This is a genomic window from Actinomadura nitritigenes, from assembly GCF_017573545.1.
Taxonomy (GTDB): domain Bacteria; phylum Actinomycetota; class Actinomycetes; order Streptosporangiales; family Streptosporangiaceae; genus Spirillospora; species Spirillospora nitritigenes.
Map to the genome: position 1 here is coordinate 42,670 of NZ_JAGEOK010000025.1, position 25,121 is coordinate 67,790.

General features: G+C 73.9%; 22 protein-coding genes and 1 tRNA gene. 14 read left to right on the top strand and 9 right to left on the bottom strand.

The window, feature by feature from the left end; genetic code table 11:
* Window positions 1-11: 11 nt before the first annotated feature.
* The 3 genes from J4557_RS33015 to ggt form a co-directional block, all read right to left on the bottom strand.
* On the bottom strand, window positions 12-899 hold the full coding sequence (locus J4557_RS33015) for an oxygenase MpaB family protein (RefSeq protein WP_307800348.1): 888 nt from the start codon (window positions 897-899) through the stop codon (window positions 12-14).
* Window positions 900-1,049: 150 nt separating this feature from the next.
* Window positions 1,050-1,409 carry a divalent-cation tolerance protein CutA gene (gene cutA, locus J4557_RS33020; protein WP_208270696.1) on the bottom strand — a complete coding sequence of 120 codons (360 nt, stop codon included), beginning with the start codon at window positions 1,407-1,409 and terminating at the stop codon, window positions 1,050-1,052.
* Between the two features lie 45 nt (window positions 1,410-1,454).
* A complete protein-coding gene (gene ggt / locus J4557_RS33025) occupies window positions 1,455-3,332 on the bottom strand; it encodes a gamma-glutamyltransferase (protein ID WP_307800349.1) in 1,878 nt (625 codons plus the stop codon).
* A gap of 353 nt (window positions 3,333-3,685) precedes the next feature.
* On the opposite strand from ggt, the gene J4557_RS33030 reads away from it, so the two are divergent.
* The 5 genes from J4557_RS33030 (at window position 3,686) to J4557_RS33050 (ending at window position 9,956) form a co-directional block, all read left to right on the top strand.
* Window positions 3,686-5,623, top strand: a complete 1,938-nt coding sequence (locus J4557_RS33030; protein ID WP_243776727.1) for an APC family permease — start codon at window positions 3,686-3,688, stop codon at window positions 5,621-5,623.
* A 160-nt stretch (window positions 5,624-5,783) separates the two neighbouring features.
* Complete coding sequence (locus J4557_RS33035) at window positions 5,784-6,608, top strand: NUDIX hydrolase (protein WP_208270698.1); 825 nt, start codon at window positions 5,784-5,786, stop codon at window positions 6,606-6,608.
* 7 nt (window positions 6,609-6,615) lie between these two features.
* On the top strand, window positions 6,616-7,662 hold the full coding sequence (locus J4557_RS33040; protein WP_208270699.1) for a serine/threonine-protein kinase: 1,047 nt from the start codon (window positions 6,616-6,618) through the stop codon (window positions 7,660-7,662).
* Between the two features lie 12 nt (window positions 7,663-7,674).
* The gene (locus J4557_RS33045; RefSeq protein WP_208270700.1) at window positions 7,675-8,646 is read left to right on the top strand and encodes a hypothetical protein; all 972 of its coding nucleotides are present in this window, start codon (window positions 7,675-7,677) and stop codon (window positions 8,644-8,646) included.
* Between the two features lie 29 nt (window positions 8,647-8,675).
* Window positions 8,676-9,956: an adenylosuccinate synthetase gene (locus J4557_RS33050; protein WP_208270701.1), complete on the top strand. Its 1,281-nt coding sequence runs from the start codon at window positions 8,676-8,678 to the stop codon at window positions 9,954-9,956.
* Here J4557_RS33050 and J4557_RS33055 read toward each other — a convergent pair.
* Together J4557_RS33055 and J4557_RS33060 are read right to left on the bottom strand one after the other, a co-directional pair.
* The gene (locus J4557_RS33055; protein WP_307800350.1) at window positions 9,911-11,353 is read right to left on the bottom strand and encodes a purine-cytosine permease family protein; all 1,443 of its coding nucleotides are present in this window, start codon (window positions 11,351-11,353) and stop codon (window positions 9,911-9,913) included. The two genes, J4557_RS33050 and J4557_RS33055, sit on opposite strands and share 46 nt — an antisense overlap.
* Before the next feature lie 33 nt (window positions 11,354-11,386).
* Complete coding sequence (locus J4557_RS33060) at window positions 11,387-12,349, bottom strand: isopenicillin N synthase family dioxygenase (protein ID WP_208270702.1); 963 nt, start codon at window positions 12,347-12,349, stop codon at window positions 11,387-11,389.
* Between the two features lie 238 nt (window positions 12,350-12,587).
* On the opposite strand from J4557_RS33060, the gene J4557_RS33065 reads away from it, so the two are divergent.
* Genes J4557_RS33065 through J4557_RS33075 form a run of 3 tightly spaced genes read left to right on the top strand, consistent with a single transcriptional unit; the run spans window position 12,588 to window position 16,087 of the window.
* Window positions 12,588-14,567, top strand: a complete 1,980-nt coding sequence (locus tag J4557_RS33065) for a hypothetical protein (RefSeq protein WP_243776728.1) — start codon at window positions 12,588-12,590, stop codon at window positions 14,565-14,567.
* 24 nt (window positions 14,568-14,591) lie between these two features.
* Complete coding sequence (locus J4557_RS33070) at window positions 14,592-15,296, top strand: 3-keto-5-aminohexanoate cleavage protein (protein WP_208270703.1); 705 nt, start codon at window positions 14,592-14,594, stop codon at window positions 15,294-15,296.
* Window positions 15,297-15,346: 50 nt separating this feature from the next.
* Window positions 15,347-16,087 (top strand): neutral zinc metallopeptidase, encoded by a 741-nt coding sequence (locus J4557_RS33075; protein WP_208270704.1) that lies wholly within the window; start codon window positions 15,347-15,349, stop codon window positions 16,085-16,087.
* A 55-nt stretch (window positions 16,088-16,142) separates the two neighbouring features.
* Here J4557_RS33075 and J4557_RS33080 read toward each other — a convergent pair whose 3' ends face one another.
* Both J4557_RS33080 and J4557_RS33085 read right to left on the bottom strand, forming a co-directional pair.
* The gene (locus J4557_RS33080; protein ID WP_208270705.1) at window positions 16,143-16,439 is read right to left on the bottom strand and encodes an MTH1187 family thiamine-binding protein; all 297 of its coding nucleotides are present in this window, start codon (window positions 16,437-16,439) and stop codon (window positions 16,143-16,145) included.
* 14 nt (window positions 16,440-16,453) lie between these two features.
* Complete coding sequence (locus tag J4557_RS33085; protein ID WP_208270706.1) at window positions 16,454-16,840, bottom strand: DUF7715 family protein; 387 nt, start codon at window positions 16,838-16,840, stop codon at window positions 16,454-16,456.
* Between the two features lie 68 nt (window positions 16,841-16,908).
* Between J4557_RS33085 and J4557_RS33090 the strand changes: the two genes are divergently transcribed.
* The 6 genes from J4557_RS33090 to J4557_RS33115 all read left to right on the top strand — a co-directional run bounded on the left by J4557_RS33090 (window position 16,909) and on the right by J4557_RS33115 (window position 23,109).
* Entirely contained in the window at window positions 16,909-17,682 is a 774-nt protein-coding gene (locus J4557_RS33090) for an enoyl-CoA hydratase-related protein (protein WP_208270707.1), read from the top strand.
* A 101-nt stretch (window positions 17,683-17,783) separates the two neighbouring features.
* Window positions 17,784-17,857, top strand: a tRNA-Ile gene (locus J4557_RS33095).
* Between the two features lie 645 nt (window positions 17,858-18,502).
* Window positions 18,503-19,186 carry an LppX_LprAFG lipoprotein gene (locus tag J4557_RS33100; protein ID WP_208270708.1) on the top strand — a complete coding sequence of 228 codons (684 nt, stop codon included), beginning with the start codon at window positions 18,503-18,505 and terminating at the stop codon, window positions 19,184-19,186.
* A complete protein-coding gene (locus J4557_RS33105; RefSeq protein WP_208270709.1) occupies window positions 19,183-20,703 on the top strand; it encodes an MFS transporter in 1,521 nt (506 codons plus the stop codon). The genes J4557_RS33100 and J4557_RS33105 overlap by 4 nt, the downstream gene beginning before the upstream one ends.
* 220 nt (window positions 20,704-20,923) lie before the next feature.
* A complete protein-coding gene (locus tag J4557_RS33110) occupies window positions 20,924-22,324 on the top strand; it encodes a WS/DGAT/MGAT family O-acyltransferase (protein ID WP_208270710.1) in 1,401 nt (466 codons plus the stop codon).
* Between the two features lie 182 nt (window positions 22,325-22,506).
* Window positions 22,507-23,109, top strand: coding sequence for an Rv1733c family protein (locus tag J4557_RS33115; RefSeq protein ID WP_208270711.1), 603 nt, complete (start codon window positions 22,507-22,509; stop codon window positions 23,107-23,109).
* Between the two features lie 7 nt (window positions 23,110-23,116).
* Here the strand turns inward: J4557_RS33115 and J4557_RS33120 are convergent, their stop codons facing one another.
* Complete coding sequence (locus tag J4557_RS33120; protein WP_208270712.1) at window positions 23,117-23,590, bottom strand: MarR family winged helix-turn-helix transcriptional regulator; 474 nt, start codon at window positions 23,588-23,590, stop codon at window positions 23,117-23,119.
* Window positions 23,587-25,056: an MFS transporter gene (locus tag J4557_RS33125; protein WP_208270713.1), complete on the bottom strand. Its 1,470-nt coding sequence runs from the start codon at window positions 25,054-25,056 to the stop codon at window positions 23,587-23,589. Before J4557_RS33125 ends, J4557_RS33120 begins: the two co-directional genes overlap by 4 nt.
* Window positions 25,057-25,121 lie beyond the last annotated feature (65 nt).

Genomic DNA, 25,121 nt, shown 5'->3' on the forward strand with positions numbered 1-25,121 from the left:
CGCCGGAAGGGTCAGGACGCCATGGACCAGGTGGCCAGGCCGGCCTCGTGCTCGCGCGTGAGGCGCCTGGCCCGCCGGGCGTCCGGCGAGTACCGGAACCGCTCGGGGACGGCGTGGGTGGTGCGGTACAGGCCCTTGAGCGCCAGCGTGGCGGCGAGGTCGGACGTCGGCAGCCCCGGCAGCCCGTACATCCGGCGGGCCCAGCGCGGCAGCGTCGACACCACCAGCATCGCGACGCCCGGCGCGGCGAGCTTCAGCGGCATCAGGTGCTGCGGGACGGCCGGGCTGAACATCCGCTTCAGCCCCTCGCGGGCCTCCCGGCACGCGAAGATCTGCCGCCGCATCCGCGCGTAGTAGTCCTTCATCTCGGCGACCGAGCCGGGCACGTCCGCCGGGTCGAGGCCGACGACCGCGGCGGCGCGGCGCTGCTCGTCCACGAACGCGTCGGCGTCGGCGGAGGTCAGCGGCACGCCGGCGCGGCGCGCCACGTCCAGGTAGGAGTCGACCTCCCCCATGTGCACCCAGAGCAGGTTCTCGGGGTCGTCCACCGGGAACGTCTCGCCGGTGCGCAGGTCGAGGCCGCTGAGCTTGGAGTGCAGCTTGCGGACGCGGCGGCCCACCCGCTCGACCTCCGCGTGCGTCCCGTAGGTGCGCACCCGGACGAACTCGACCGTCCGGCCGAGCCGCGCCCAGGCCGCGTCGGGGTTCATCAGCTCCGAGTTCTGCGCCGTGCCCCACATCGTGCGGGGATGCAGGGCCTGCAGCAGCAGCGCCCGGATCCCGCCGACGATCAGCACCGGCTCGCCCATCACCTGCCAGGTCACCGAGCCCGGGCCGAACAGGCCGTGGTCCTCGTCCTCCCCGGCGCCGCCCTCCCGGACCCCGAACTCCTCGCGCACGTCGACCGCCTTCCTCTCCGCGGCAGGAAACCACGCCGGCCACGGTAAATGAAGACTTACCCGGCTATGGCGTGCGTCACACGGCCCCGGGGCGGTCAGCGGCGTCCGTTCCGCACGCCCGGCGAGCGGCGCGCCCGGCCCGGACGCCGCTCAGTCCTCGGGCTCGTCCACCGCCTCGTCGCGCTCGCCCGGCTCGGTCTGCTCGGCGACCCAGGCGAAGTAGTCCAGGCTGCCCGCCACCACCGGCGTCGCGATGATCTCCGGGGTGTCGTAGGAGTGCAGGTCGGTGATCAGGGTGGCGAGCTCGTCGAACCGGTCGGCGGTGGTCTTGAACACCACCATCCACTCCTCGGCGGTCTCGATCTCGCCCTCCCACCAGTAGGTGCTCGCGATCGGGCCGACGAGCTGGGCGCACGCGGCGAGCCGTTCGGCGACCGCCGACCGGGCCAGCCCGGCCGCCTCGGACCGGGCGTCGGTGGTGGTCGTCACCTGCACGTAAGACTGCGCCATGCCCCCACTACTTCCCGCTCGGGAGCCCCGCACGCCACCGCGGCGTCACGGGCGGGCCGGCCGCACGACCAGGGCGCTGCCGCCGCCGCGCCGGACCGGCTCGGCGACCGCCTGGACGAGCCCGGGCGCCAGGAACTCCAGCCCGGTGGCCGCGCCGATCACGCCCGCCGGCGGGCCCGGGAACACCTCCAGCCGGTGCCCGCGCGCCGCGAGCGCCTTGCCGTACCGGTCGATGAACGCCTGCTCGGCGAAGACCTGCGGGGTGTTGCGCTGGGTGGCGCGCGGCGCGGCCAGCGCGGTGGGCAGGTCCATGCCGAGGTCGATCCGGTCCACCAGGATCTGCAGCACGGTCGTGATGATCGTCGACCCGCCGGGCGTGCCGAGCGCGAGCTTCGGCCGCCCGTCCTTGAGCACGATCGTCGGCGCGATGCTGCTGCGCGGCCGCTTGTGCGGGCCGGGCAGGTTCGGATCGGGCAGGCCGCCGGGCGCGGACGGCGCGAACGAGAAGTCCGTCAGCTCGTTGTTCAGCAGGAACCCGCGGCCGGGGACGGTGAGGGCGCTGCCGCCGAACTGCTCGATCGTGACGGTGTAGGAGGCGACGTTCCCCCACTTGTCGGCGACGACGAGGTGGGTCGTCTGCGGTCCCTCGGCGGCCAGCACCCGGGTCTGGGTGCCGGACGGGACGCACGGCTGGTACCGGCCGTCCGGGCTGCCGGGCGGGACGGGCGCGGCGGCGGCCTGGTCCGGCTTGATCAGGCAGGCGCGCTCGCGGGCGAACCCCTGGGACAGCAGCTCGTCCAGCGGCACCGTCACCTTGGCGGGGTCGCCGACGTAGGCGCCGCGGTCGGCGTAGGCGAGCTTCGACGCCTCCAGGTAGTAGTGCAGCGCGGTGACGGGGTCGCGCGGGTCGAGCCGGAAGTTCCCGAGGATGTTGAGCGCCTCGCCGACCGTGGAGCCCCCGGACGACGACGGCGGTTCGCCGTACACGTCGTACCCGCGGTAGGAGACGTGCGTGGGCTGCTTGGAAAGCGCCTTGTAGGCGGCCAGGTCGCTGGTCTTCATGACGCCCGGCCGGACCACGCGGGTCGCCTTCGGGTCGACCGGCGGCTTGGCGACGGTCTGGACGATCTCCTTGCCCAGTTCACCGTTGTAAAGCCAGCCGATGCCGTGCTTGGCGAGCTGCTTGTAGGTGTTGGCGAGGTCGGGGTTCCTGAACACCGACCCGACGACGGGGAGCTTCCCGCCGGGCAGGAACAGCTCCCGGGTCGGGACGATGTCGCGGAAGCGCGCCTCGTTCGTCGCGGTCTGGTCGTAGAACTCCTGGTCCACCACGAACCCGTGCTCTGCGGTCTTGATCGCGGGTTGCAGCAGCGCGCCCAGCTTGCGGGTGCCGAACCGGCGCAGCGCGAGGTCCCACTGGGCGAGGGTGCCGGGCACGCCGACGCTGAGCCCGCTGGTGACGGCGTCGGCGAAGGAGAGCGGCTTGCCCGTCTCCGGGTCGACGAAGTAGTCCTCCTTCATCGACGCCGGGCCGAACTCGCGGCCGTCCAGCGCGTACACCTGGCGGGTCTTCGCGTTGTAGTACGTCATGTAGCCGCCGCCGCCGATGGCCGACACGTACGGCTCGGTGACGCCGAGGGTCGCGCCCGCCGCGACGGCGGCGTCCATCGCGTTGCCGCCCCGCTTGAGGATCTCCAGGGCGGCGCGGCTCGCGTCCGGGTCGACGGTGGAGACGGCGCCGCCGTAGCCGGTCGCGACGGGCTGCTTGGCCGGCGGGCTCTGCCCGGCCGGCGCGGCCGGAGCGGGCGGCGCCGCCGAGGCGGCCGCGGGGGCGGCCAGCGCGGCGGTGAGGGCGAGGGCGGCGGCGAACGCCGTGCGGCGGACGGTTCCGGAGGGCGAGGAGCGCTGTGCTGGGCGGGACACCGAACCTCCTGTGGGACGCGGCGTCCCTACGGTGTCACCGATCTTCGTCGATTGCCACCGTCCGCACCGGCCGACCCCGGCCGCCGGCGGCTCTCCGGCCGAAAGCGCTTTCCTTCGGAATGGCGGCATTCGTGGGAACGGTCCACCGGAAATCCGGTCCCGTATCCGCCTCTCACCTGCGGCTCCTTCCGCCATACTGGCGAACCGTGGTTTGGCAGCATCCGACAACAGACCCCTGACGGCAATCCGCTGGAAAACGGTGTGCTTTATGGTCATCCTGGTGAATTCTTAGGGACTTCGACCACACCGTCTCTCGCGATCAGCGGCGCGGGTTCGGGCCAGGGGGGATACCTATGACCTGGGACGTCCGCATGCGCAACAACATGTTCCGCCGGCTGCCGGTGGAGCAGGCGACCGGCCGGCTGTACGGCGGCCGGCACCGGCTCCGCGTCGTGTACCGGACCCGGGACCTGATCGTGCTCGGGCTCGGCGTGATGATCGGCTCCGGCATCTTCAAGATCTCCGGTGAGCAGGCCGCGACCACCGCCGGCCCGTCGGTGATCGTCTCCTTCCTGATCGCCGGCGGCGTCTGCCTCCTCGCCGCGCTGTCCTACGCGGAGCTGTCGTCGATCGTCCCGGTCGCGGGCAGCGCCTACTCCTTCAGCTACGTCGCGTTCGGCGAGATCTGGGCGTGGGTGGTCGGCTGGGCGCTGGTGCTGGAGCTGCTGCTCGCCGCGTCGGTCGTGGCGCGGGCCTGGTCGCTGTACGCCGCGCAGGCCCTCGCGGACTTCGCCGTGCCCGTGCCGTCCTGGCTCGCCGGGATCATCGGGCAGGAGAAGGGGTTCGACCTGTTCGCGTTCGGCATCCTGGTGCTGCTGATCACCATGCTGGCCACCGGCAGCCGGATGAGCCTGCGCAGCCTGTGGTTCATGGTGATGGCCAAGCTGATCGTGATCGGGCTGGTCGTCGCGACCGGGCTGAAGTTCTTCCACGCCGGCAACCTCACCCCGTTCGTGCCGCCCGCGCGGCCCGCGCCCGACGGCGCGGCGACCGTGCTGGACGCGGTGCTCGGCGCGGTCACCGGCAGCAAGCCGGAGGTGTTCGGGATCTGGGGGGTCTTCGCCGCCGCGCCCGCGATCGCGTTCGCCTACATCGGCTTCGACCTGATCGCGACCGCGTCCGAGGAGACCGACGACGCGCCCCGCAAGGTGCCGCGCGGCATGCTGACCAGCCTCGCGATCGCCGTCGTGCTGTACGTCGCGGTCGCCGTCGCCATGGTCGGCATGGTCTCCACCGACCGGCTCGACCCCGCCAAGCCGCTGCTGGCGACCGCGTTCGGCCTCGTCGGCGCGGACTCCATGGGCGAGATCATCGACATCGGCGCGGTGCTGGCGCTGACCACCGTGATCCTGGTGGTGCTGATCAGCCTGACCCGGGTGGTGTTCTCCATGGCCCGGGACGGCCTGCTGCCCCGCCCGATCGCCGGGATGAGCCGGTTCCGGGTGCCGTCGCGGGCCACGCTGGTCGCGGGCGGCGCCGCGGTCGTGATGTCGCAGAGCGTCAACGTGCTCACGCTGGAGCAGATGGTCGTGATCGGGACGCTGTTCGCGTTCCTGTTCGTCTCGGCGGGCGTGCTGGCGCTGCGCCGCGACCGCCCCGACCTGCACCGCCCGTTCCGCGTCCCGGCCGCGCCGGTCACCGCCGTCGCCACGATCCTCGCGACCGGCTGGCTGATGCTGAACCTGAAGGTGCAGACGTGGGGGTACTTCACCGTCTGGATGGTCGCGGGCATCGCGATCTACCTCGTGTACGGCCGCCGCAAGAGCCAGATGAAGCTGCTGCTGGACGCGCCGCCGCCCGGGGGCCGGGCCGCCGCGCGGAGGGACGCGCCGCCGCCCGGCGTGGCGCCCCTGGACGCGTCCTTCGCCGGGCCGTTCGCCGGGTCCTCGCCCGGCGGCGGGTTCCCGGCGCCGCCCCCCGGTCCGTACCGGACCGGTTCGCGGCCGAACGTCCCCGCGCCGGAGAGCCCCTACCCGACCGGCCGGTACTCGGTGGGACGCAGGCCGATCGGCCAGAACGCCGCCGATCCCCATCAGCGAGACCCCTACGGGCGCGAGCGCCCCGAGCGCGAGCCGTACGCGCGGGGCGGGCCCGGCCAGGGGCGGCCCGCGCGGGAGGACGCGGCGGACGGGCCGGCCGATCCGTACGCGCTCGACCCCGGGGTGCCGGACCCCTTCGCGTCCGGGCCGCACGAGGAGCCGCCCTACCCGGGCGGGCGCCACCGCCGCTGACGAACGCCCCTGAGCGCCGTTTCCCCAGGTGGGAGGCGGCGCTCTGCGCTTGTGCGGAGAACCGGGGTGGACAGAACGCCGCACTCCGGGTTATGTTCTTCTCATATCGAGATGAACTCACTCTGAGATTTACTCGGATCGAGACCATGGAGAGGCGCGGATGTCCCCGGAACCGATGCGCGACGAGAGCGAGTTCCTCGCGAGCTACGACCCGCGCGCCTACGACCCCGTCGCCGTGACCGTGGACGTCGTCGCCCTCACCATCCGGGACGGCGCGCTGCACGTCCTGCTCGTGCGCCGCGGCGGCGCGCCGTTCGCGGGCATGTGGGCGCTGCCCGGCGGGTTCGTCCACGCGGGCGGCAGGCGCGAGGCCGAGGACCTGCCGGACGCCGCCGTCCGCGAGCTGGCCGAGGAGACCGGCCTGAGCGGGAAGGACGGCGCGCTCGGGCGCGTCCACCTGGAGCAGCTCGGGACCTACGGCGCCCCCGGCCGCGACCCGCGCATGCGGATCATCTCGGTCGCCTACCTGGCGTTCGCGCCCGAGCTCCCCGACCCGGAGGCGGGCGGCGACGCCGCCGACGCGGCCTGGGTCCCGGTGGGCGCGCTCGGCCTGACCGAGTCAGGCGACCAGCGGCCCGGCACCACCCGGCGGCTCGCGTTCGACCACGCGCGGATCCTCTCCGACGGCCTGGAGCGGGCCCGCGGCAAGCTCGAGTACACCCCGCTCGCCACGGCGTTCTGCGGCGACGAGTTCACCATCCCCGAGCTGCGCGCCGTCTACGAGGCGGTCTGGGGCGAGGAGCTGCACGCCGGCAACTTCCACCGGAAGGTGCTGTCGGTGCCCGGCTTCGTGGAGAGCACCGGCGCCACGTCCGACCGGGGCGGCCGGCGCGGCGGGCCCCGCCCCCGCCTCTACCGCGCGGGCGACGCCCGCCTCCTGCACCCCGCACTGCTGCGGCCCGGCCGCGAGGAAGAGATCAGGTGATACCCCGATGACCAGGCATGACGGGAGCACCCGTGACCTCGACGACGCGCTGGCCCGGCTGGACCGCGCCCGCGTCCCCGCCGACCTGTTCGGCGACGACGCCGCCGAGGCGGCGCGCCGGTACCGGCGGCTCGTCCGGCTCGTCCACCCGGACGCGACCGGCGGCCGCACCCGCGACGCGTTCGTCCGGCTGAACGCGCTGTGGCGGACCTACAACCGGTCCGACCCGGCCGTCCTCACCACCCGCCGGCACTCCTACCGCATCGCCGGCGATCCCGTCTCCGGCGACCTCGCCCGGCTCTACCGGGCCGCCGCGGACACCCGGCCCGGCGAGGTGCTGCTGAAGATGCCGCGCGACCCCCGCGACGGCGACCTGCTCGAACGCGAGGCCGTCGCGCTGCGCCAGCTCCCCAAGGACGGCGACGGGCGCTTCCTGCCGTACGTGCCGTACCTCGTCGAGTCGTTCCGCCACAAGGACGCCGCGACGGGGACGCAGCGGCAGGCGAACGCGATCGCCGCCCTCGACGGCTTCCGCACCCTGGCCGAGGTCAAGGCCGCCTTCCCCGGCGGCGTCGACCCGCGCGACGCCGCGTGGATGTGGCGGCGGCTGCTGGTCGGGCTGGGGTTCGCGCACCGCGCGGGCGTCCTGCACGGCGCGGTGCTGCCCGACCACGTCATGATCCACCCGGAGGAGCACGGGCTGGTCCTGGTCGACTGGTGCTACTCCGTCCCCGGCTGCTACGCGCACGCCGACCCGTCCGGGCGCGTCCCCGCCCTGGTGGAGCGGTACCGCGACTGGTACCCGCCCGAGGTGCCGGCGCGGCGGCCCGCCAGCGAGGCCACCGACCTCTACATGGCCACCCGGTGCATGACCGACCTGATGGGCGAGCGGGCGCCCAAGGCGATGCGCATGTTCGCGCGCGGCTGCCTGCTGTCCGCGCAGAACCGCCGCCCCCGCGACGCCTGGCGGCTGCTGGGCGAGCTCGACGAGCTGCTCGAACGGCTCTACGGCCCACGGCGGTTCCGCCCCTTCCACCTGCCCGTCGCCCACTGAAGGAGAAGACCCATGGGAAGCGGAAACTGGTCCACCGACGTCTACGCGGCGCGCGCGAGCTACCGCGCGTCCACCGGCTCCAGCGCGTTCGCCTACAGCGACGGCGGCGCCACCGCCGTCCACGCCGACCTCGACCCGAAGGGCGTGACGGTCCGGGAGAGCCGCGACTCCGACGACCACCCCGAGTCTCTGGCGATCGGCGTCCTGTTCGACGTCACCGGCTCGATGGGCGGCGTGCCTCGCACCCTGCAGACCAAGCTGCCCGACCTGCTCGGCCTGCTGCTGCGCAAGGGGTACGTCGAGCACCCGCACATCCTGTTCGGCGCGGTCGGCGACGCGACCTGCGACCGGGCGCCGCTCCAGATCGGCCAGTTCGAGGCCGACAACCGGATGGACGACGACCTCGGCAAGATCCTGCTGGAGGGCGGGGGCGGCGGCCAGATGCGCGAGTCCTACGAGCTGGCCATGTACTTCATGGCGCGGCACACCGCGATCGACTGCTTCGAGAAGCGCGGCAAGCGCGGCTACCTGTTCATGATCGGCGACGAGCTGGCCTACCCGAAGACCAAGCGCCGGGAGGTCGCCAAGGTCGTCGGCGACGACCTGGAGCGCGACCTGCCGATCGAGGACGTGCTGCGCGAGCTCCAGCGGATGTACGAGGTGTACTTCATCATCCCCGAGGGCGCCTACCACTCCGGCAGCCGCGAGCTGAAGGACTTCTGGCAGGGCCTGCTCGGCCAGCACGTCCTCTACCTGGACGACCTCGACGCCGTCTGCGAGACGATCGCGCTGACCGTCGGGCTCGCCGAGGACGCCATCGACCTGGACGAGGGCCTGGAGCACCTGGCCGAGGCCGGCTCGGACGCGGGCGCGTCGGTGTCGCGGGCGCTGGCCCGGCTGGACGCGTCCCGCGCGCCCGTCGCGGTGTCGGCGACGCCGCCCGGCCTGGACGCCTCCGGGCCGTCCGGGACGACGCGGCTCTGAGGCCCCGCACGGGAGAGGAGAGCACCGCGATGGGGCACGTCATCGTCGTCGACCTCGGGTTCGGGGACGCGGGCAAGGGCACGGTCGTCGACCACCTCTGCCGCACGTCCCCGGTGACGGCGGTCGTCCGGTTCAACGGCGGCGCGCAGGCGGCGCACAACGTCGTGGCGGACGACGGCCGGCACCACACGTTCGCCCAGTTCGGCTCGGGGACGTTCGCGCCGCGCGTCCGGACGCACCTGTCGCGGTTCATGCTCGTCGACCCGCTCGCGCTCGCCGCCGAGGCCGACCACCTGCGGCGGCTCGGCGTCGGCGACGCGCTGGACCGGCTCACCGTCGACCGGGACGCGCTGCTCACCACGCCGTACCACCGGGCCGCCAACCGCGCACGCGAGCGGGCGCGCGGCGCGGCCCGGCACGGGTCGTGCGGCATGGGCATCGGGGAGACCGCGTCCTATGCCCTCGCGCACGACGACGCGCCGCGCGCGGGCGACTGCCTGTCGCCCGCGCGGCTGCGGCGCCGGCTCGCCGCCGTGCACGACTGGTACCGGGCGTCGTTCCCGTCCGGCGAGGCGGTCCCGGACGTCGCCGCCTGCGCGGACGCGTTCACCGCGTTCGCCGGGCGGGTGCGGATCGTCGGCGGCGGCCACCTGCACGGACTGCTCCGGTCCGGCGACGTGGTGTTCGAGGGCGCGCAGGGCGTGCTGCTCGACGAGCGGCACGGCTTCCACCCGTACACGACCTGGTCGACCACGACGTTCGCCAACGCGGAGACCCTGCTGGACGAGGCGGGCGCGTCCGCGGCCCGGCTCGGCGTCCTGCGGGCGTACGCGACGCGCCACGGCCCGGGGCCGTTCGTCACCGAGGACGCGGCGCTGACCGCCGCCCTCCCCGAGCCGCACAACGGCACGGGCCCCTGGCAGGGCGCCTTCCGCGCCGGCCACCTCGACGCCGTCGCGCTCCGGTACGCCCTGGAGGTCGCCGGCGGCGCCGACGGCCTGGCGGTCACGCACCTGGACGTCGCGGGGGCGCGTCCCGACCTGCGCGTCTGCCGGGCCTACGAGCTGCCCGAGGGGCGGATCGGGCGGCTGCCGGCGGGTGAGGGCGGCCTGGACCGCCAGGCCGCCCTCACCCGGCGGCTGCTCACCGCCCGTCCCGTCTACGCGCCGCTGGGCGAACCGGTGGAGACGATCGAGCAAGCGCTGGGCGTGCCGGTCGTGCTGACCTCGCACGGCCCCACGGCCGCGGACAAGCACGCCACCGGTCAGCCGCTCTCGCGGAACCCGGGCACCTTGCGCAGGACCGCGTAGAGCAGCGCCGCGAGGACGAACCCGACCGCGAACGTGATGTCGCCGAACGACGGGTGGTGGCTCGGCACGATCCCGACGTACTTCTGCTGGTTGGAGAACAGCCACACCGACACCACGACGGCGACCGCCATCGCCGTCGGCCCGGCCCAGTTGCGGCGCCGGACGTCGAACACCATCGCGTCGATCCGCGCGTCCGCGTCCCGCACCGACCAGACCCCGCGCCGCAGCACCAGGTCGGCCAGCACCACACCGAGCCACGGCCCGATCCAGTACGCGATGACCAGCAGGAACGCCTCGTAGTCGTGGCCGGCGTCGTCCAGCCCGAAGTAGGCGACGACGAGCCCGACCGCGCCGAACGCCCCGGCGACCAGCGCGCGCTGCAGCCGCACCGGCAGCGGCAACCGGATCCCGGTCGCGACGAACGACATCGACCCGGAGTAGATGTTGATCGCGTTGGCGCCGACCGCGCCGATCGCGATGACCAGCAGGGTGAGGTTCGCGACGAGCGAGGGCAGGTGCCCGGTGAACGCGCCGGTCGGGTCGGCGAGCGCCGCGCCGCCCAGCGTCGCCGACGCCGCGCCGACGATCTGCAGGACGGTGCAGCCGGCGAAGACGCCGAGCGCCGCCCACAGGCCCGCGGCGCGGGGGCTCGTCGTGGCCGGCAGGTAGCGGGTGTAGTCGGCGGCGTAGGGGTTCCAGCCCGCCGCGTACCCGAAGCTCGCGCCGACCACGATGAGGAACGCGCCGATCCCGCCCGGCCCGGAACCGTCCGGGGCGGGCGCGCCGAAGTCCGCCTTCGCCAGGATGATCGCGGACGCGACGCCGAACACCACCGCCAGCAACGGGAACGCGTACCGCTCGTAGGCGTGCACGAGGTTGTGCCCGAAGAACGCGACGCCGGCCTGCAGCGCGACCACGATCGCCAGGCACAGCGGCTTCGGCATCCCGGTCAGCGTGTTGAGCGCCAGCGACCCGCTGACGCTGTTCACCGCGAACCAGCCGACGCCGCCCGCCACCGAGTTGATCGCGGACGGCAGCATGTTGCCGCGGTGCCCGAACGGCACCCGGCCGAGCACCATCTCCGGCACCCCGTACCGGGGGCCGCGCGCCGACAGGACCGCGTGCGTCACCGAGCCGAGCAGCGTGCCCACCGTGATCGCGGCGGTGGCCTGCCAGAACGTCAGCCCGAACGCGGCGACCGCGAGCACGCCGAGGAACACCGTCGCGAACTCCAGGTTCGGCGACGTCCAGGTCCACAGCAGGTTGAGCGGCCGGCCGTGCCGCTGGTCGAGGGGGATGAAGCCGGCGCCGCCCGGCTCGACGGCGGCGACCCGGGCGCCGTAGTCGCCCTCGCGGACGACCACGCCCGCGGGCGGGCCTTCTTGAATCTCCGTCACGGGGGACCTTTCAGCGTGTTCGGTGTTCGGTGTTCAGGCGAGGGTGATGGCGTCGAGGCGTTCGAGGAGGAAGTCGTGCGCGCGCACGGCCGCACCGCCGGCGGCGCGGCCGACGGGCGGGCCGAGCGGCTCGATGCGGGCGTCCGGGTCGCACTCGTAGAAGAAGATCAGCGACACGAGCTCCTCGTCCGGGGCGCTCGGGTCCGGCGGCAGGACGCGGTGCCGGTTGGACTTCCAGCGGCCGCCGGTCCAGTGGGCGAGCAGGTCGCCGACGTTGACGGTGAAGGAGTCCTCGACCCACGGGGCGTCCACCCAGCCGGCCTCGTCGGAGTACACCTGCAGGCCGCCCACCCCGTCCTGCCGGTCCAGGACCGTGACGGTGCCGAAGTCGGTGTGCGGGCCGATCCGGAACTGGCCGGGCTCCGGCTCCCCGAGCTGCGACAGCGGCGGGTAGCGGTTGATGTTCAGCGTGAAGGACGGGTGCAGCGCGTGCGCGGTGAAGAAGCCCGACGGCAGGCCGAGCGCGACCGCGCACAGCGCGAGCAGATCGTCCGACAGCCGCTTCATCCGGGCCAGGTAGCGCGTCAGCAGCGCCTCCAGCTCCGGCACCTCGCCGGGCCACACGTTCGGCAGGAACCACTCGGCGTCGAAGAACGGGTCGCCGGTCGGGCGGTCGGCGCCGACCGCGAACGTCTCCTTCAGGTCCGGCGGCGTCGCGGTGCCCTCGGCGTACCCGTTGGCCTCGACGCCGGGCGGCAGCCAGCCGCGCTCCCCAACGGTCGCCGCGTACCGCTGCTTGACCTCCTGCGGCAGCGCGAAGAACCGCTTGGCGGCGGCGCGGATCCCGTCCCGTTCCGCGGCGGGCACCCCGTGTCCGGTGACCACCAGGAAGCCGATCTCGCTCAACGCGGCGTCGACCCGCGCGGCGACGGCGTCGCGGTCGCGCTCGCCGCCGTGGAACCAGGGGGCGAGGTCGATGACGGGGACGGCTTTCATGGAACGGTCCTTTCCGGGCGGGTGCGGCGCTGCGCTCACTATCGCTGGTGATCAAGGCCCGATCACCCCCCGAAACGGAGATGAAACCGTCACTTCGCGAGATTTAACGTGGCCCTAACATGCGGTGGCCGGTCGCCCTCCGGATGACCGGCATCGGCCGACGGCGGCCGTCCATTGACCCGGGGCCGCGAGGAGACGAAGATCACTCCGAATGCCGCGGATCCCCCGGAGGTGGACGTTGCGTCTCCCGTCCCTGCGCGCCGTCGCGACGGCCGCCGCCCTGGCCCTTCCGGCGGCCCTGCTCGGCACCGTGCCCGCGTCCGCCGCTCCGGCCGCCGCCTCGCCCTCCGGCGGCGACGGCTGCGACCCGATCGACCCGGCGTCGTGCCTGCTGCCGTTCCCGAGCAACTGGTACACGAGGCCCGACCCGCACACCGCGACCGGCGTGCGGATCGACATGCGCACGACGCTGAAGAACGCGCTCGGCCTGCCCGTCTCGCCGGACGCGTGGAACCGCGCCGACGGCTTCTCCCCCGGGTCCGACCTGCTCGCCCGCGTCCCCGGCGTCGACCTGGCGCGCACCGGCGCCGCCCCCGTCACCGACATCGGCGCGTCGCTGAAGCCGGACGCGCCGATCGTCATCGTCGACACCGCGACCGGGCAGCGCTGGCCGTACTGGGCCGAACTCGACGCCAACGCGCCCGGCGACCGCAAGGCGCTGATCGTCCGGCCCGCCAGGAACCTCGTCGAGGGACACCGCTACGCGGTCGCGCTGCGGAACCTGCGCGACGCGTCCGGGAACCTCATCGGGCCGAACGCGGCGTTCGCCAGGATCCTCGGCCCCGCGCTGCCGTCCGCGGACCCGCTGTACGCGCGGCAGAAGGCCGAGAGGAAGGTGCTCGCGGACCTCGCCGCGCGCGGCGTGAAGCGCGACGGCCTCTACCTGGCCTGGGACTTCACCGTCGCCAGCGCGCGCAGCATCGCCGGGCCGATGCTGCACATCCGCGACGACGCGCTCCGCAGGCTCGGCGACCGGTCGCCGACGTTCCTCGTCACGCAGGTGACGAACAACGTCGACGACAAGATCGCGCGCGAGGTGAAGGGCGTCGTGTGGGCGCCGAGCTACCTCGACCAGTACGGCGGGCTCCCCGGGTCGGCGTTCCACTACGGCGAGGACGGCCTGCCGTCCCGGCTTCCGGGCAACGACCAGGCCGTCCCGTTCCAGTGCGAGATCCCGAAGGCCGCGTTCGGCACGCCCGCGAACCCCGCCCTCTACGGACACGGACTGCTCGGCAGCGAGGGCGAGGTGGACGCCGGGAACGTCAAGGCGATGGCCGCCGAGCACGACTTCGCGTTCTGCGCGACGAAGTGGATCGGCATGTCCGAGGAGGACGTCCCGAACGTCGTCTCCGCGCTCGCCGACATCAGCCGGTTCCGCACCGTCGCCGACCGGCTCCAGCAGAGCATGCTGAACTTCATCTTCCTCGGCCGCGCGATGACCCGCGGCTTCGCCGGCGACAAGGCGTTCCAGGACGACTCCGGCAGGCCGCTGATCGCGCCGGGCGCCCCGCTCACCTACGACGGCAACAGCCAGGGCGGGATCATGGGCGGCGCGCTCACCGCGGTCTCCCCCGACCTGCGCCGCTCCGTCCTCGGCGTCCCCGCGATGAACTACAGCACGCTGCTCAACCGCAGCGCCGACTTCCCCGAGTACGCCAAGGTCCTCGACCTGTTCTACCCCGACAAGCTCGACCAGCAGATCGGCCTCGCGCTGATCCAGATGCTGTGGGACCGCGGCGAGGCCGACGGGTACGCCTGGCACATGACCGACCACCCGTACCCGGGGACCCCGAAGCACCAGGTGCTGATGCACGTCGCGTTCGGCGACCACCAGGTCGCGACCGTCGCCGCCGAGGTCGAGGCCCGCACGATCGGCGCCCGGATCCACGCCCCGACCGTCCGGGCCGGGCGCAGCCTCGACGTCGTCCCGTACTGGAACATCCCGGCGTTCGGCGCGTCCACCGGCGGGTCGGCGATGGTCGTGTGGGACAGCGGCTCCACCGCGCCACCGACCACGAACACGCCGCCGACCGAGGGCCGCGACCCCCACTCCGACCCGCGCAGCAACGTGGACGCGCGCAGGCAGAAGGCGATCTTCCTGACCACCGGGCAGACCGTCGACGTCTGCGGCGGAGGCCCCTGCGTGATAGCCCCCTGACGGGCGCTTGAGAGAATGGGGGGCATGCTCCAGGTCTGCCCGAACGGGAGCCGGGCGCAGGGCGTCCCGGTCACCCCGGACGAACTCGCGGCGGCCGTCCGCGCGGCGGTGGACGTCGGCGCGCAGGACGTCCACCTCCATCCCCGCGACGCCGCCGGCGCCGACACCATGGACCCCCGCCACGTCGCCGCCGCGCTCTCCGCGGTCCGCGCGGCCGCGCCGGGCGTGCCCGTCGGCGTCACCACCGGTGCCTGGACCGCCGAGGACCCCGCCGAGCGCGCCGCGCTGATCCGGGCCTGGACCGTCCTGCCCGACCACGCGTCGGTCAACTTCCACGAGGACGGCGCCGAACGGGTCGCCGAGACCCTCCTCGACCGCGGCGTCGCCGTCGAGGCCGGGATCTTCTCCGGCACCGAGGCCGCCGCGCGGTTCCTGCGCTGGCCGCGCGCCCGCGAGGTGCTGCGCGTCCTCGCCGAGGTCACCGACACCGACCCGGAGACGTCGACCGGCACCGCGAAGGACCTCCTGCACGCCGTCGGCACCGGCCACGAGCGGCCCGTGCTGCTGCACGGCGAGGACGGCGGCGCCTGGCCCGTCCTCCGCCTCGCCGTCCGGTTCAACCTCGACGTCCGCGTCGGCCTGGAGGACGTCCTCACCCTCCCGGACGGCACCGCCGCGGTCGACAACACCGCCCTCGTCCAGACCGCCGGGACGCTCCTCCAGGCATAACGGCCGGATCCGGCCCGGCCGCCGGGGGACGCGCGTGCGTATCCCCCAGCATGAACCGACGCCCCATCGCCGCCGCGGCCCTCGCCGCCGCGATGACGCTCACCGGCGCCTGCGAGTACACCGCCGCGGCCCGGACGGCCGGTCCCGCCGGTCCCGCCGCGAAGAGCCCCCGGGCCACCGGCTCGCCCACCGCCGCACCGCGGCAACCGGCACCGGCCCGCTCGTTCGACGAGACGGGATTCGAGGAGGACCTCCGCACCGCCACCGCGATCACCGACGGCTACTGGCGCCGGCACTGGACGCGGTTCTTCACCGGCTCCTACCGGTCGCCGCGCGTCGTCGGCCTCTACGACGGCTCCGACCCCGCCGCCACGCCCACCTGCGGCGGCGAGCCCCTCGAACGCGACAACGCCGAGTACTGCCCCGCCGGCGACTTCCTCGCGTGGGACGCGCACCTGATGCGGACCGGCTACGCGCACGGCGACGCCTGGGTGTACCTCGTCGTCGCCCACGAATGGGGCCACGCGGTCCAGAACCGCCTGCAGCGCCGCCTCGTCTCCGCCGCCGCCGAACTCCAGGCCGACTGCCTCGCCGGCGCCGTCCTCTACGGATCCGCCGCCGACGGCGACCTGAGGTTCGAGGCCGGCGACGCGCGGGAGATCGTCGACTCCTTCCAGGTCATCGGCGACCGCACGCCCTGGACGAGGCCCGGCGACCACGGCACCGCCTCGCAGCGGCTGCAGAGCTTCTCCCGCGGCGGCGCCCACGGCGTCCCCGCCTGCTTCACCTGACCGGACGGAACGGAACGAACAGGCCGATCCGGCCCGGCGGCCGGCCTCGACCCCGTCAGCCCTCGGACAGGTAGCGCTCGACGGACTCCACCTTCGCGTCCATCGCGCCCGTCACCCCCGGCCGCAGGTCCGCCTTCACCACCAGGCTCACCCGGGGCGCCCGCGCCGCCACCGCGTCCGTGGCGGCCTTCACCACCGCCATCACCTCGTCCCACTCCCCCTCCACCGTCGTGAACATCGCATCGGTGCGGTTCGGCAGGCCGCTGGCCCGCACCACCCGCACCGCCTCCGCGACAAGTTCACCGACGTCCTCCCCCGTCCCGAGCGGGGTCACCGAGAACGCAACGAGCACAACGCACCTCCTGGTCAGGGCTGCACGACCTGCCTGACCACGATCTCATCCAGCCGCCGCTCCACGATCGCCCCCACCGGCCAGTCGCGCACCAGGCAGCGCAGCAGCGCCGCGTCGTGCTCGGCGAACGACGGATCGCACCCCTGCTGCTCCAGGCTGGAGCGGATCGCCTCCACGTAGTCCTCATCGGTGAACCCCGGCACCTCCCGCACCATCGCCGTCGTCGTCGCACGGTGCGAGTTCAGCCCGGCGAACGAGCGGCCGCACCCGCAGCCGCCGTCCGGGTCGTCCCGGTCGCGGGCGCACACCACGCCGATGTGCACCAGTTCCCCCTCGACGCACCAGTCGAAGTCGTTGTCGCGCAAACCCTGGCTGGAGTTGGTGGCAGTGAGCAGCTTCAAGGCCATACCCCCTCGGCGTCCGTGGACGAGCCCACCGTACGACGAGGGTCTGACGTAACGTCAGGAGCATGAGCGAAAACACCGATGTCCTCGTCGAACGCGACGGCGCCTTCACCACCGTCACCATGAACCGCCCGCGCCGCCGCAACGCTCTGTCCCGCACCTTCCTGCTGCGGCTCACCGACGCGTTCACCGAGGTCGCGGACACCGACGCCCGCGGGGTGATCCTCGCCGCGAACGGGCCCGTCTTCTCCGCCGGGCACGACTTCGCCGACATGGCCGGCGCGTCCCACGCCGACGTCCGCGACCTGCTGCGCGTCTGCACCGACCTCATGCGGACGATCCAGTCCGTCCCGCAGGTGGTGATCGCCCGCGTGCACGGCCTCGCCACCGCCGCCGGCTGCCAGCTCGTCGCGTCCTGCGACCTCGCCGTCGCCGCCGAGAGCGCCGCGTTCGCCGCCCCCGGCGGCAAGGGCGGCTGGTTCTGCCACACCCCCCTCGTCGCGATCTCCCGCAACGTCGGCCGCAAACGCGCCGCCGAGATGGCCCTCACCGGCGACACCGTCGACGCCGCCACCGCGGCCGACTGGGGCCTCGTCAACTACGCCGTCCCCGACGACGACCTCGACAAGGCCACCCTCGCCCTCCTCCAGCGCGCCACCCAGGGCAGCCCGCGCAGCAAGGCCCTCGGCAAGCAGGCCATGTACGCCCAGCTCGACCGTCCCGAAGCCGACGCCTACGCCTACGCCGTCGAGGTCATGGCCGCCTCCAGCCAGACCCCCGAAGCCCAGGAGGGCATGCGGGCCTTCCTGGACAAGCGCCGCCCCACCTGGCCCGCCTGACCCCGCCCCGGCCGCTTCTCGCTGGCCCCCGCCGACGACCCGCCGCTAAGATGGCACCCGGCACGCCCCCGACCGCAGCGTCACGACGGGGCGCCGCCCCCGGGGTGGTAGCTCAGCTGGTCAGAGCAGGAGACTCATAATCTCCCGGTCGCGGGTTCGAGTCCCGCCCGCCCTACGAGCTCGGCTCACATGCTCATCGGCCTACGGCCGATTTCGCCCGGGCCGCCGTTTCTTCTGGGGGGCGACCCCCAGACCCCGGCCTGGGCTGTTCGGCGACCTTCGGTCGCCTTCCCGCCAGCGTGGTCTCCTTCTGGGGGGCGACCCCCAGACCCCCGGTGTAGGGGCTCCGCCCCCACGCCCCCTCCCGGTACAGGCTGGCGCACACCGACCGCTGCAGCCGCCGGTGAGCCGTCCTGCAAAGCGGCACACGCGCCTCGGGCGGTACGAGCACCGATCGGACCGCCCGCACGGGTGCGCTGCTTTGGCCCCGGCCACGCTGCGACCGGAACCGTCGCGATCGCGAGCGAAGCCGGATTCGAGCTTGCGAGAATCCGATCGCGCAGCGAGCCCCCAGGGCGAGTCGGAGCGATGCAGCGATCGCACGCATTGCCCGTTGAAGGGAGGGCCCCCAGGGCCCGACCGCCGAGGGCGGTGCAATCAACACAGCGATCGCCCGCATCGCCCGTTGAAGGGAGGGCCCCAGGGCCCGACCGCCGAGGGCGGTGCAATCAACACAGCGATCAACTCGTACCCGAGGACTACGGGAAGTCAGACCTGGTACCGAGTGACTGGCGGGGTGACCGGTCGGTAGGGTCCGCGTATGTCCAGACGATTCCTCGGTCTTGTCCCGCTGTCGCTCGTGCTGCTGGCCGGTGCGTGCGGGGGCGGCGGGTCCGGCAAGCCGGCGCCGAAGGCGGACTTCGACGGGGCGCAGACGCTGAAGCGGTCGGCCGGCGCCATGGCGGACCTGAAGAGCGTCGCGTTCACGGTGACGTCGGACGGCAAGACGCCGATCATGGTCAAGGGCGGCGACATGAAGCTGCTCCGGGACGGCGACGCGCAGGGGACGCTGACCCTGGAGCAGTCGGGCCAGAACGTCGAGGCGAAGGTCGTCGCGAAGGGCGACACGTTCTACCTGGACGCGGGGACGGGCGGCTGGCGGAAGCTGCCGAAGTCGATGGCGTCGGCGGTGTACGACCCGTCGGCGGTGCTGGACCCGAACCGGGGCATCGCCAAGCTGCTGGGCTCGCTGCAGGCGCCGAAGGCCGAGGCCGTGGAGAAGGTGGACGGCAAGGAGGCCTACCGGGTCGCGGCGACGCTGCCGCAGGACCAGGTCGGGGGGCTGATCCCGGGGATCGATGACGACCTCGCCGGGCAGGTGTGGGTGAGCAAGGCCGACGGGCGGCTGCTGAAGGTGCGGGGCGCGTTCCCGAAGGGGCAGGGCGCCGTCGTGATCACGTTCACCGACTTCAACGCCCCCTACAAGATCAGCGCACCGAAGTGACCGCGCGGCGCGGGATCGCGATCGGGGCCGGCGGCGCGGTGGTGCTGCTGGCCGCGCTGGACGCCTACGTCGTGACGACGATCCTGATGCCGGTGGTGAAGGACCTGGGCGTCCCGGTGAACCGGCTGGAGCGGATCACGCCGGTCCTCACCGGGTTCCTGCTCGGGTATGTGGCGGCGATGCCGCTGCTCGGGCAGCTGTCGGACCGGTTCGGGAGGCGGCCGCTGCTGCAGGCGTGCCTGGTGTTCTTCGCGGCCGGGTCGGTGGTGACGGCGCTGGCGCAGGACGTGCCGGTGCTGACGGCGGGACGGGTCGTGCAGGGCGTGGCGGGCGGTGCGCTGCTGCCGGTGACGATGGCGCTGGCCGGGGACCTGTGGGACGAGCGGCGCCGGCCGGTGGTGCTGGGCGCGGTGGGCGCGGCGCAGGAGCTGGGGAGCGTGCTCGGGCCGCTGTACGGGGCGGGGATCGCGGCGGCGCTGGAGTGGCGCGCGATCTTCTGGATCAACGTGCCGCTGGCGGTGCTCGCGATCGTGGCGGTGCAGGTCACGGTGCCGGGCGGGCGTCCGGAGGGGCCGCGCCCGGGGGTCGACGTGGTGGGCGGGCTGCTGCTGGCGGCGGGCCTGGCCCTGCTGGTCGTGGGGGTCTACAACCCGGATCCGGAGAGGTCGGCGCTGCCGTCGTGGGGGCTGCCCGTGATGGCCGCGGGCGCCGTGGTGCTCGTGGTGTTCGTGGTGTGGGAGGTCAGGGCCCGGACGAGGCTGCTGGACCTCGGCGGTGTGCGGCGCGGGCCGCTGCTGGCGACGCTGGGCGTGAGCTTCCTGTCGGGGGCGGCGCTGATGGTGACGCTGGTGGACGTGGTGCTGGTCGCGCAGACCGTCCTGAACAAGGACGAGACCGAGGGCGCGCTGCTGCTGACGCGGTTCCTGGTGGCGCTGCCGGTCGCGGCGGTGGCGGGCGGGATCGTCGCGCGGCGCGTCGGCGAGCGGTGGCCGATGGCGGCGGGGATGCTCGTCTCGGCGGTGGGGTACGTGCTGATCGCGGGATGGCCGGCGGACCTGGCGCACGCGTCGTACGGGCCGCTTCCGCGGATGGACGTCGACCTCGTCGTGACGGGGCTCGGGCTGGGCCTGGTGATCGCGCCGGTGTCGTCGGCGGTGCTGGCGTTCGTGCCGCCGGCGCGGCACGGGGTGGCGTCGGCGGCCGTGGTGGTCGCGCGGATGATGGGGATGCTGCTCGGGGTCTCGGCGCTGTCGGCGTGGGGTTTCCACCGGTTCCACGTGCTGACGGCGCATCTGCAGCCGCCGCTGCCGTTCCTGATGTCGAAGGCGGAGTTCGCGAAGGAGATGACCGCGTACAAGGCGGCGGTGCGGGACGCGCTGCGGGCGGAGTACCGGGAGATCTTCTGGATCACGGCGGGGATGTGCGTGCTGGGCGCCGTGCTGGCGCTCGTGGCGGGGGCGCGGCGGGCCGGCGCGGAGCCCGCGCCGGAACCGGCGGAGAGCCTGGCCGCCCGCTGACCTCGCGGTTCGCGCGAGAAGCAAGGGTCGGAGAAGAAATGGCCGGATCCGGCCATGCTCGGCTGCCACATCGCTCACACCGGCCCCATTCTCCCCGTGGTTCGCGCGGCGCCTGGTTAGCGTGGCGTGCCGCCGCCCGCGCGCCGCCCGGCCGGGCGGTGGCGCACATTCCCCCGACCCCGCGGAACCGCGGCAGAAAGACGGTGAGCCCGTGCATCGGATGAGCGGACTGGACGCCAGCTTCTACCTCCTGGAGGACGAGAACACGCCCCTGCACGTCGCGTCGGTGGTCGTCTTCGAGGGGCCCGCGCCCTCGTACGGCGACGTGGTGAGGACGATCGCCGCGAAGCTGCCGCTCGTCCCCCGGTACCGGCAGCGCGTGCGGGGCGTCCCCTTGCACCTCGGGCGGCCCGTCTGGGTGGACGATCCGCATTTCAACATCCTGTACCACGTCCGCCACACCGCCCTCCCGGCGCCGGGCAACGACGAGCAGCTGCGCAACCTGTCCGGCCGGGTCCTCGCGCAGCGCCTCGACCCGGCGAAGCCGCTGTGGGAGATCTGGCTGGTCGAGGGCCTGACCGGCGGGCGCTGGGCGCTGATCGCGAAGGTGCACCACTGCATGGTGGACGGCATCGCCGGCATGGACCTCGCGACCGTGCTGTTCGACCTGTCCCCCGAGTTCGAGCAGCCCCGCGAGGTCGAGCCGTGGGAGCCGGACGCCGAGCCGTCCGGCCTGGCGCTGCTCGCGGACGCCGCGCACCGCACCGTCACCCGCCCGCTGCGCCAGCTCACGGACGTGGCCCGCAGCGCGGGCGCGGTCCGGGAGGCGCACCGGCTGCGCGAGTTCGCGTCCGGACTGACCCGCGCGACCGCCCGGTTCGTCAGCCCGTCGGCGGGCTGCCTGAACGGGCCGATCGGCCCGCACCGGCGCTGGTGCTGGCAGCGGGTGCCGCTGGACGAGGTGAAGGCGGCCCGCAAGGCGCTCGGCGGGACGGTCAACGACATCGTGCTGACCGCGGTGTCCGCCGGGTACCGCGACCTGCTGAACGCGCGCGGGCGGCTGGAGGACGACACCGTCGTGCGGACGGCGGTGCCGGTGTCGCACCGCGGCGCGGACGAGCGCGGCGAGCTGAACAACCGGGTCGCGGCCGTGTTCGTGAACCTGCCGGTGGGCGTGGCGGACCCGCTCGAGCGGCTGCGCCGCGTCCGGGAGCAGACCGACGACGTCAAGCGCAGCAACCAGGCCGCCGGGACGCAGGCGATCACGCGGCTCACCGACACGGCCGTGGCGCCGGCGCTGCTGTCGCTGGCCGCGCGGATCCCGGTGCGGCTGCGCCAGGACCTCGTGCAGACGGTCACGACGAACGTGCCGGGCCCGGACTTCCCGCTGTACGTGATGGGGCGCCGCGTCCTGGAGATGCACCCGTACGTGCCGCTGACCGGCGGCATCCGGGTCGCGTCCGCGATCGTGTCCTACTGCGGGACGCTCCATTTCGGGATCACCGGGGACTTCGACGCGATGCCGGACCTGGACGTCCTGGCGAAGGGCGTGCAGGCCGGGCTGGACGAGCTGGTGCGGGCCGCGGACGGCGCCCGTCCCGCGGCGCCGCGGACCCGCTGAGGAACGGCGGGAGGGCCCGTCGATGGGGTGGCCGGATCCGGCCACCCCATCGACGGGCCGTGCCTCATCTGGGAAAGGATTCGGTGACCGGTCATGTGCCGATCTTCGAACTCGGGAATATCCTGGGGACGGAGGGTCCAGGACCCCCTGCCGGGTGGGCACGCCCCGGGGAGGTGACGTAGATGCGCGGGTCCCGCGCCGGACGTGGCGGCGGGCCGGCCGTCAGGCTGCGCCGCAGGCTCGGCCTGGAGCACAACGAGCTGCGCAGGCACATCGACCGCGTCCAGCGGACGATCGCGCTGGGGCTGCTCCTGCTCATGCTCGCGGTGGCGCCGCCGCTGGCGTTCTGGGCCGGAACGTGGTCGTACCACGCCGGCAGCGCCGCCGAGCGCGCCGAACGGGCGCAGCGGCACCAGGTGGTCGCCACCGTCGTCTCGACGGGCGGCATCGGCTCCTCCGGCGACCGCTACATCCACGAGACCGTGCAGGCGACCTGGCCCGGCGCCGGCGGCGCGACCCGCACCGGCACGCTGCCGAGCTGGAAGAACGCGAAGGTCGGCGCGCACCGGACGATCTGGATCGACGCCAAGGGCGATCCGACGGTCCGCCCGCGCCCGCACAGCCGGACGGTCACCGACGCGGCCTACGCCTCGACGGCCGCGGTCCTCGGTGTGGCGATGCCGATCCTGCTGGCGTACCTGCTGGTCCGCCGGCGCTGCGACCGCCGCCGCGACGAGATGTGGGAGGCGGACTGGGCCCGCATGGACGCGGCCGGCCAGCGGTGAGGACCGGCTACTCGTCCTCGACCAGCCGGGCGGCCACCCGGTCGAGGACGGCCAGCTCCTCCGGCGGGAGCTCGTAGAGGGCGGCCGGCGGGGTGCTGAGGATCCGCTCGGCCTCGGCGGCGACGGCGCGGCCGGCGTCGGTGACGGTCACGAGCTTGGAGCGCCGGTCGGCCGGGTTCGCGGCGCGCTCGACGAGGCCGCGCTCGACCAGGTCGTCCACCACGAGGGTGACGTAGGGCCGGTCTGAGAGGAGCCGGTCGGCGAGGCCGCGCAGGGTGAGCGGCTCGGGCGCGGCGGCCAGCCGGCGCAGCGCCTTGACCCGGAAGAAGCTCATGCCGAGCGCCTCGGTGACCTCGGCGCGCCGGTCGCTGCGCTCGTGCATCAGGGTGGAGAGGTTGCGCCAGGCGCGGGCGGCCAGGTCCGGCGGGCCGCCCGCCGCGGGGGCGGACGGTCTGCCGGACGCGGGGCCGGGCTGGTTCATCGGGTGCTCGCTCCCGTCACGTGGCGTCCGCCGGGGGCCGGCTCGGCGGTCTCGAACAGCGCGGCCGTCCGCTCCGCGCTGCGGGCCGCGCGGCGCCCGGTGGTGAGCACGCCGAGCACCAGCACGACGGCGGCGCAGCCGGCCAGCACCCAGTATGCCGGGCGGGCGGCCGCCACGAAGGCGGTGCCGTCGGAACGCGCGCCGGCGGTGCCGGCGGCGAGGATCGCGCCGATCACCGCGACGCCGAGGGCCTGGCCGACCTGCCGGCTGGTGGACGCGACGGCGGCGGCGACGCCGGCCTGCGCGCGCGGCATCCCGGACACCGCGGTGTTGGTGATCGGCGAGTTGACCATTCCGAACCCGATGCCGAACAGGACGTACGCGATGAACAGCGTGACGTCGTGGGTCTCGGCGTCGAACGCGGCGATGAGCACGGCGCTGGCGAGCGTGGCGGCGCCCGCGGCGACGAGCGACGGACGGGGCCCGCGGCTGCCGACGAGGCGTCCGGACAGCGGCGCGAACACCGCGCTCATCGCGGCCATCGGCAGCAGGTAGAGGCCGGCGTGCAGGGCCGACATCCCCCGCACGTCCTGCAGGTAGAGGGCGTTGAGGAACATGAACCCGCCGAGCGCGGCGAACTCCGACACCGCGATGACGGTCGCGCCGGCGAACGGGACGCTGCGGAAGAAGCGCAGGTCGATCAGCGGTTCGGGGGCGCGCAGCGCGTGCCGGACGAACCCGGCGAGGCTGAGCGCGGCGACGGCGGCGGCGCCGAGGACGGCGGGGTCGCCCCAGCCGCGGCCCGGCCCCTCGATGATCGCGTAGGTCAGGGTGGCGAGAAGCAGGATCATGAAGACCTGGCCGGCCGGGTCGGCGCGGCGCGGCCGCTCGGCGCGGGACTCCGGCACGTACAGCGCGGTCAGCGCGAGCGCGGCCAGCCCGATCGGCACGTTCAGCCAGAAGATGGACCGCCAGCCGACCGAGTCGACGAGGACGCCGCCGACGAGCGGTCCCATCGCCATGCTGAGCCCGACGACGGCGCCCCACACGCCGATGGCGCGGGCGCGCTCGCGGGGCTCGGTGAACACGTTGGTGATGATCGACATGGCGACCGGGTTGAGCATCGAGCCGCCGACGGCCTGCACGACCCGGGCGCCGACGAGCCAGCCGAGGGACGGGGCGAGGCTGCACAGCACCGAGCCGAGCACGAACAGCGCGAGCCCGGCCTGGAAGACGCGGCGGCGGCCGATCCGGTCGGCGGTGGAGCCGGCCAGGATGAGCAGTGAGGCGAGGACGATGAGGTAGGCGTCGATGGTCCACTGCAGGCCGGACACCGAGCTGTGGAACTCGCGCCGCAGCGTGGGCAGCGCGACGTTCAGGATGGTGTTGTCCAGGCTGACGATGAGCAGGCTCATGCAGCAGATGGCCAGCACCAGCATCCGGCGGCGGGGGGTGAGGTCGGTCAAGCGGACTCCAATCGTTGTACGCCTACAACCGTTATAAGAGTACAACTATTTCGGGATCCGGCGCC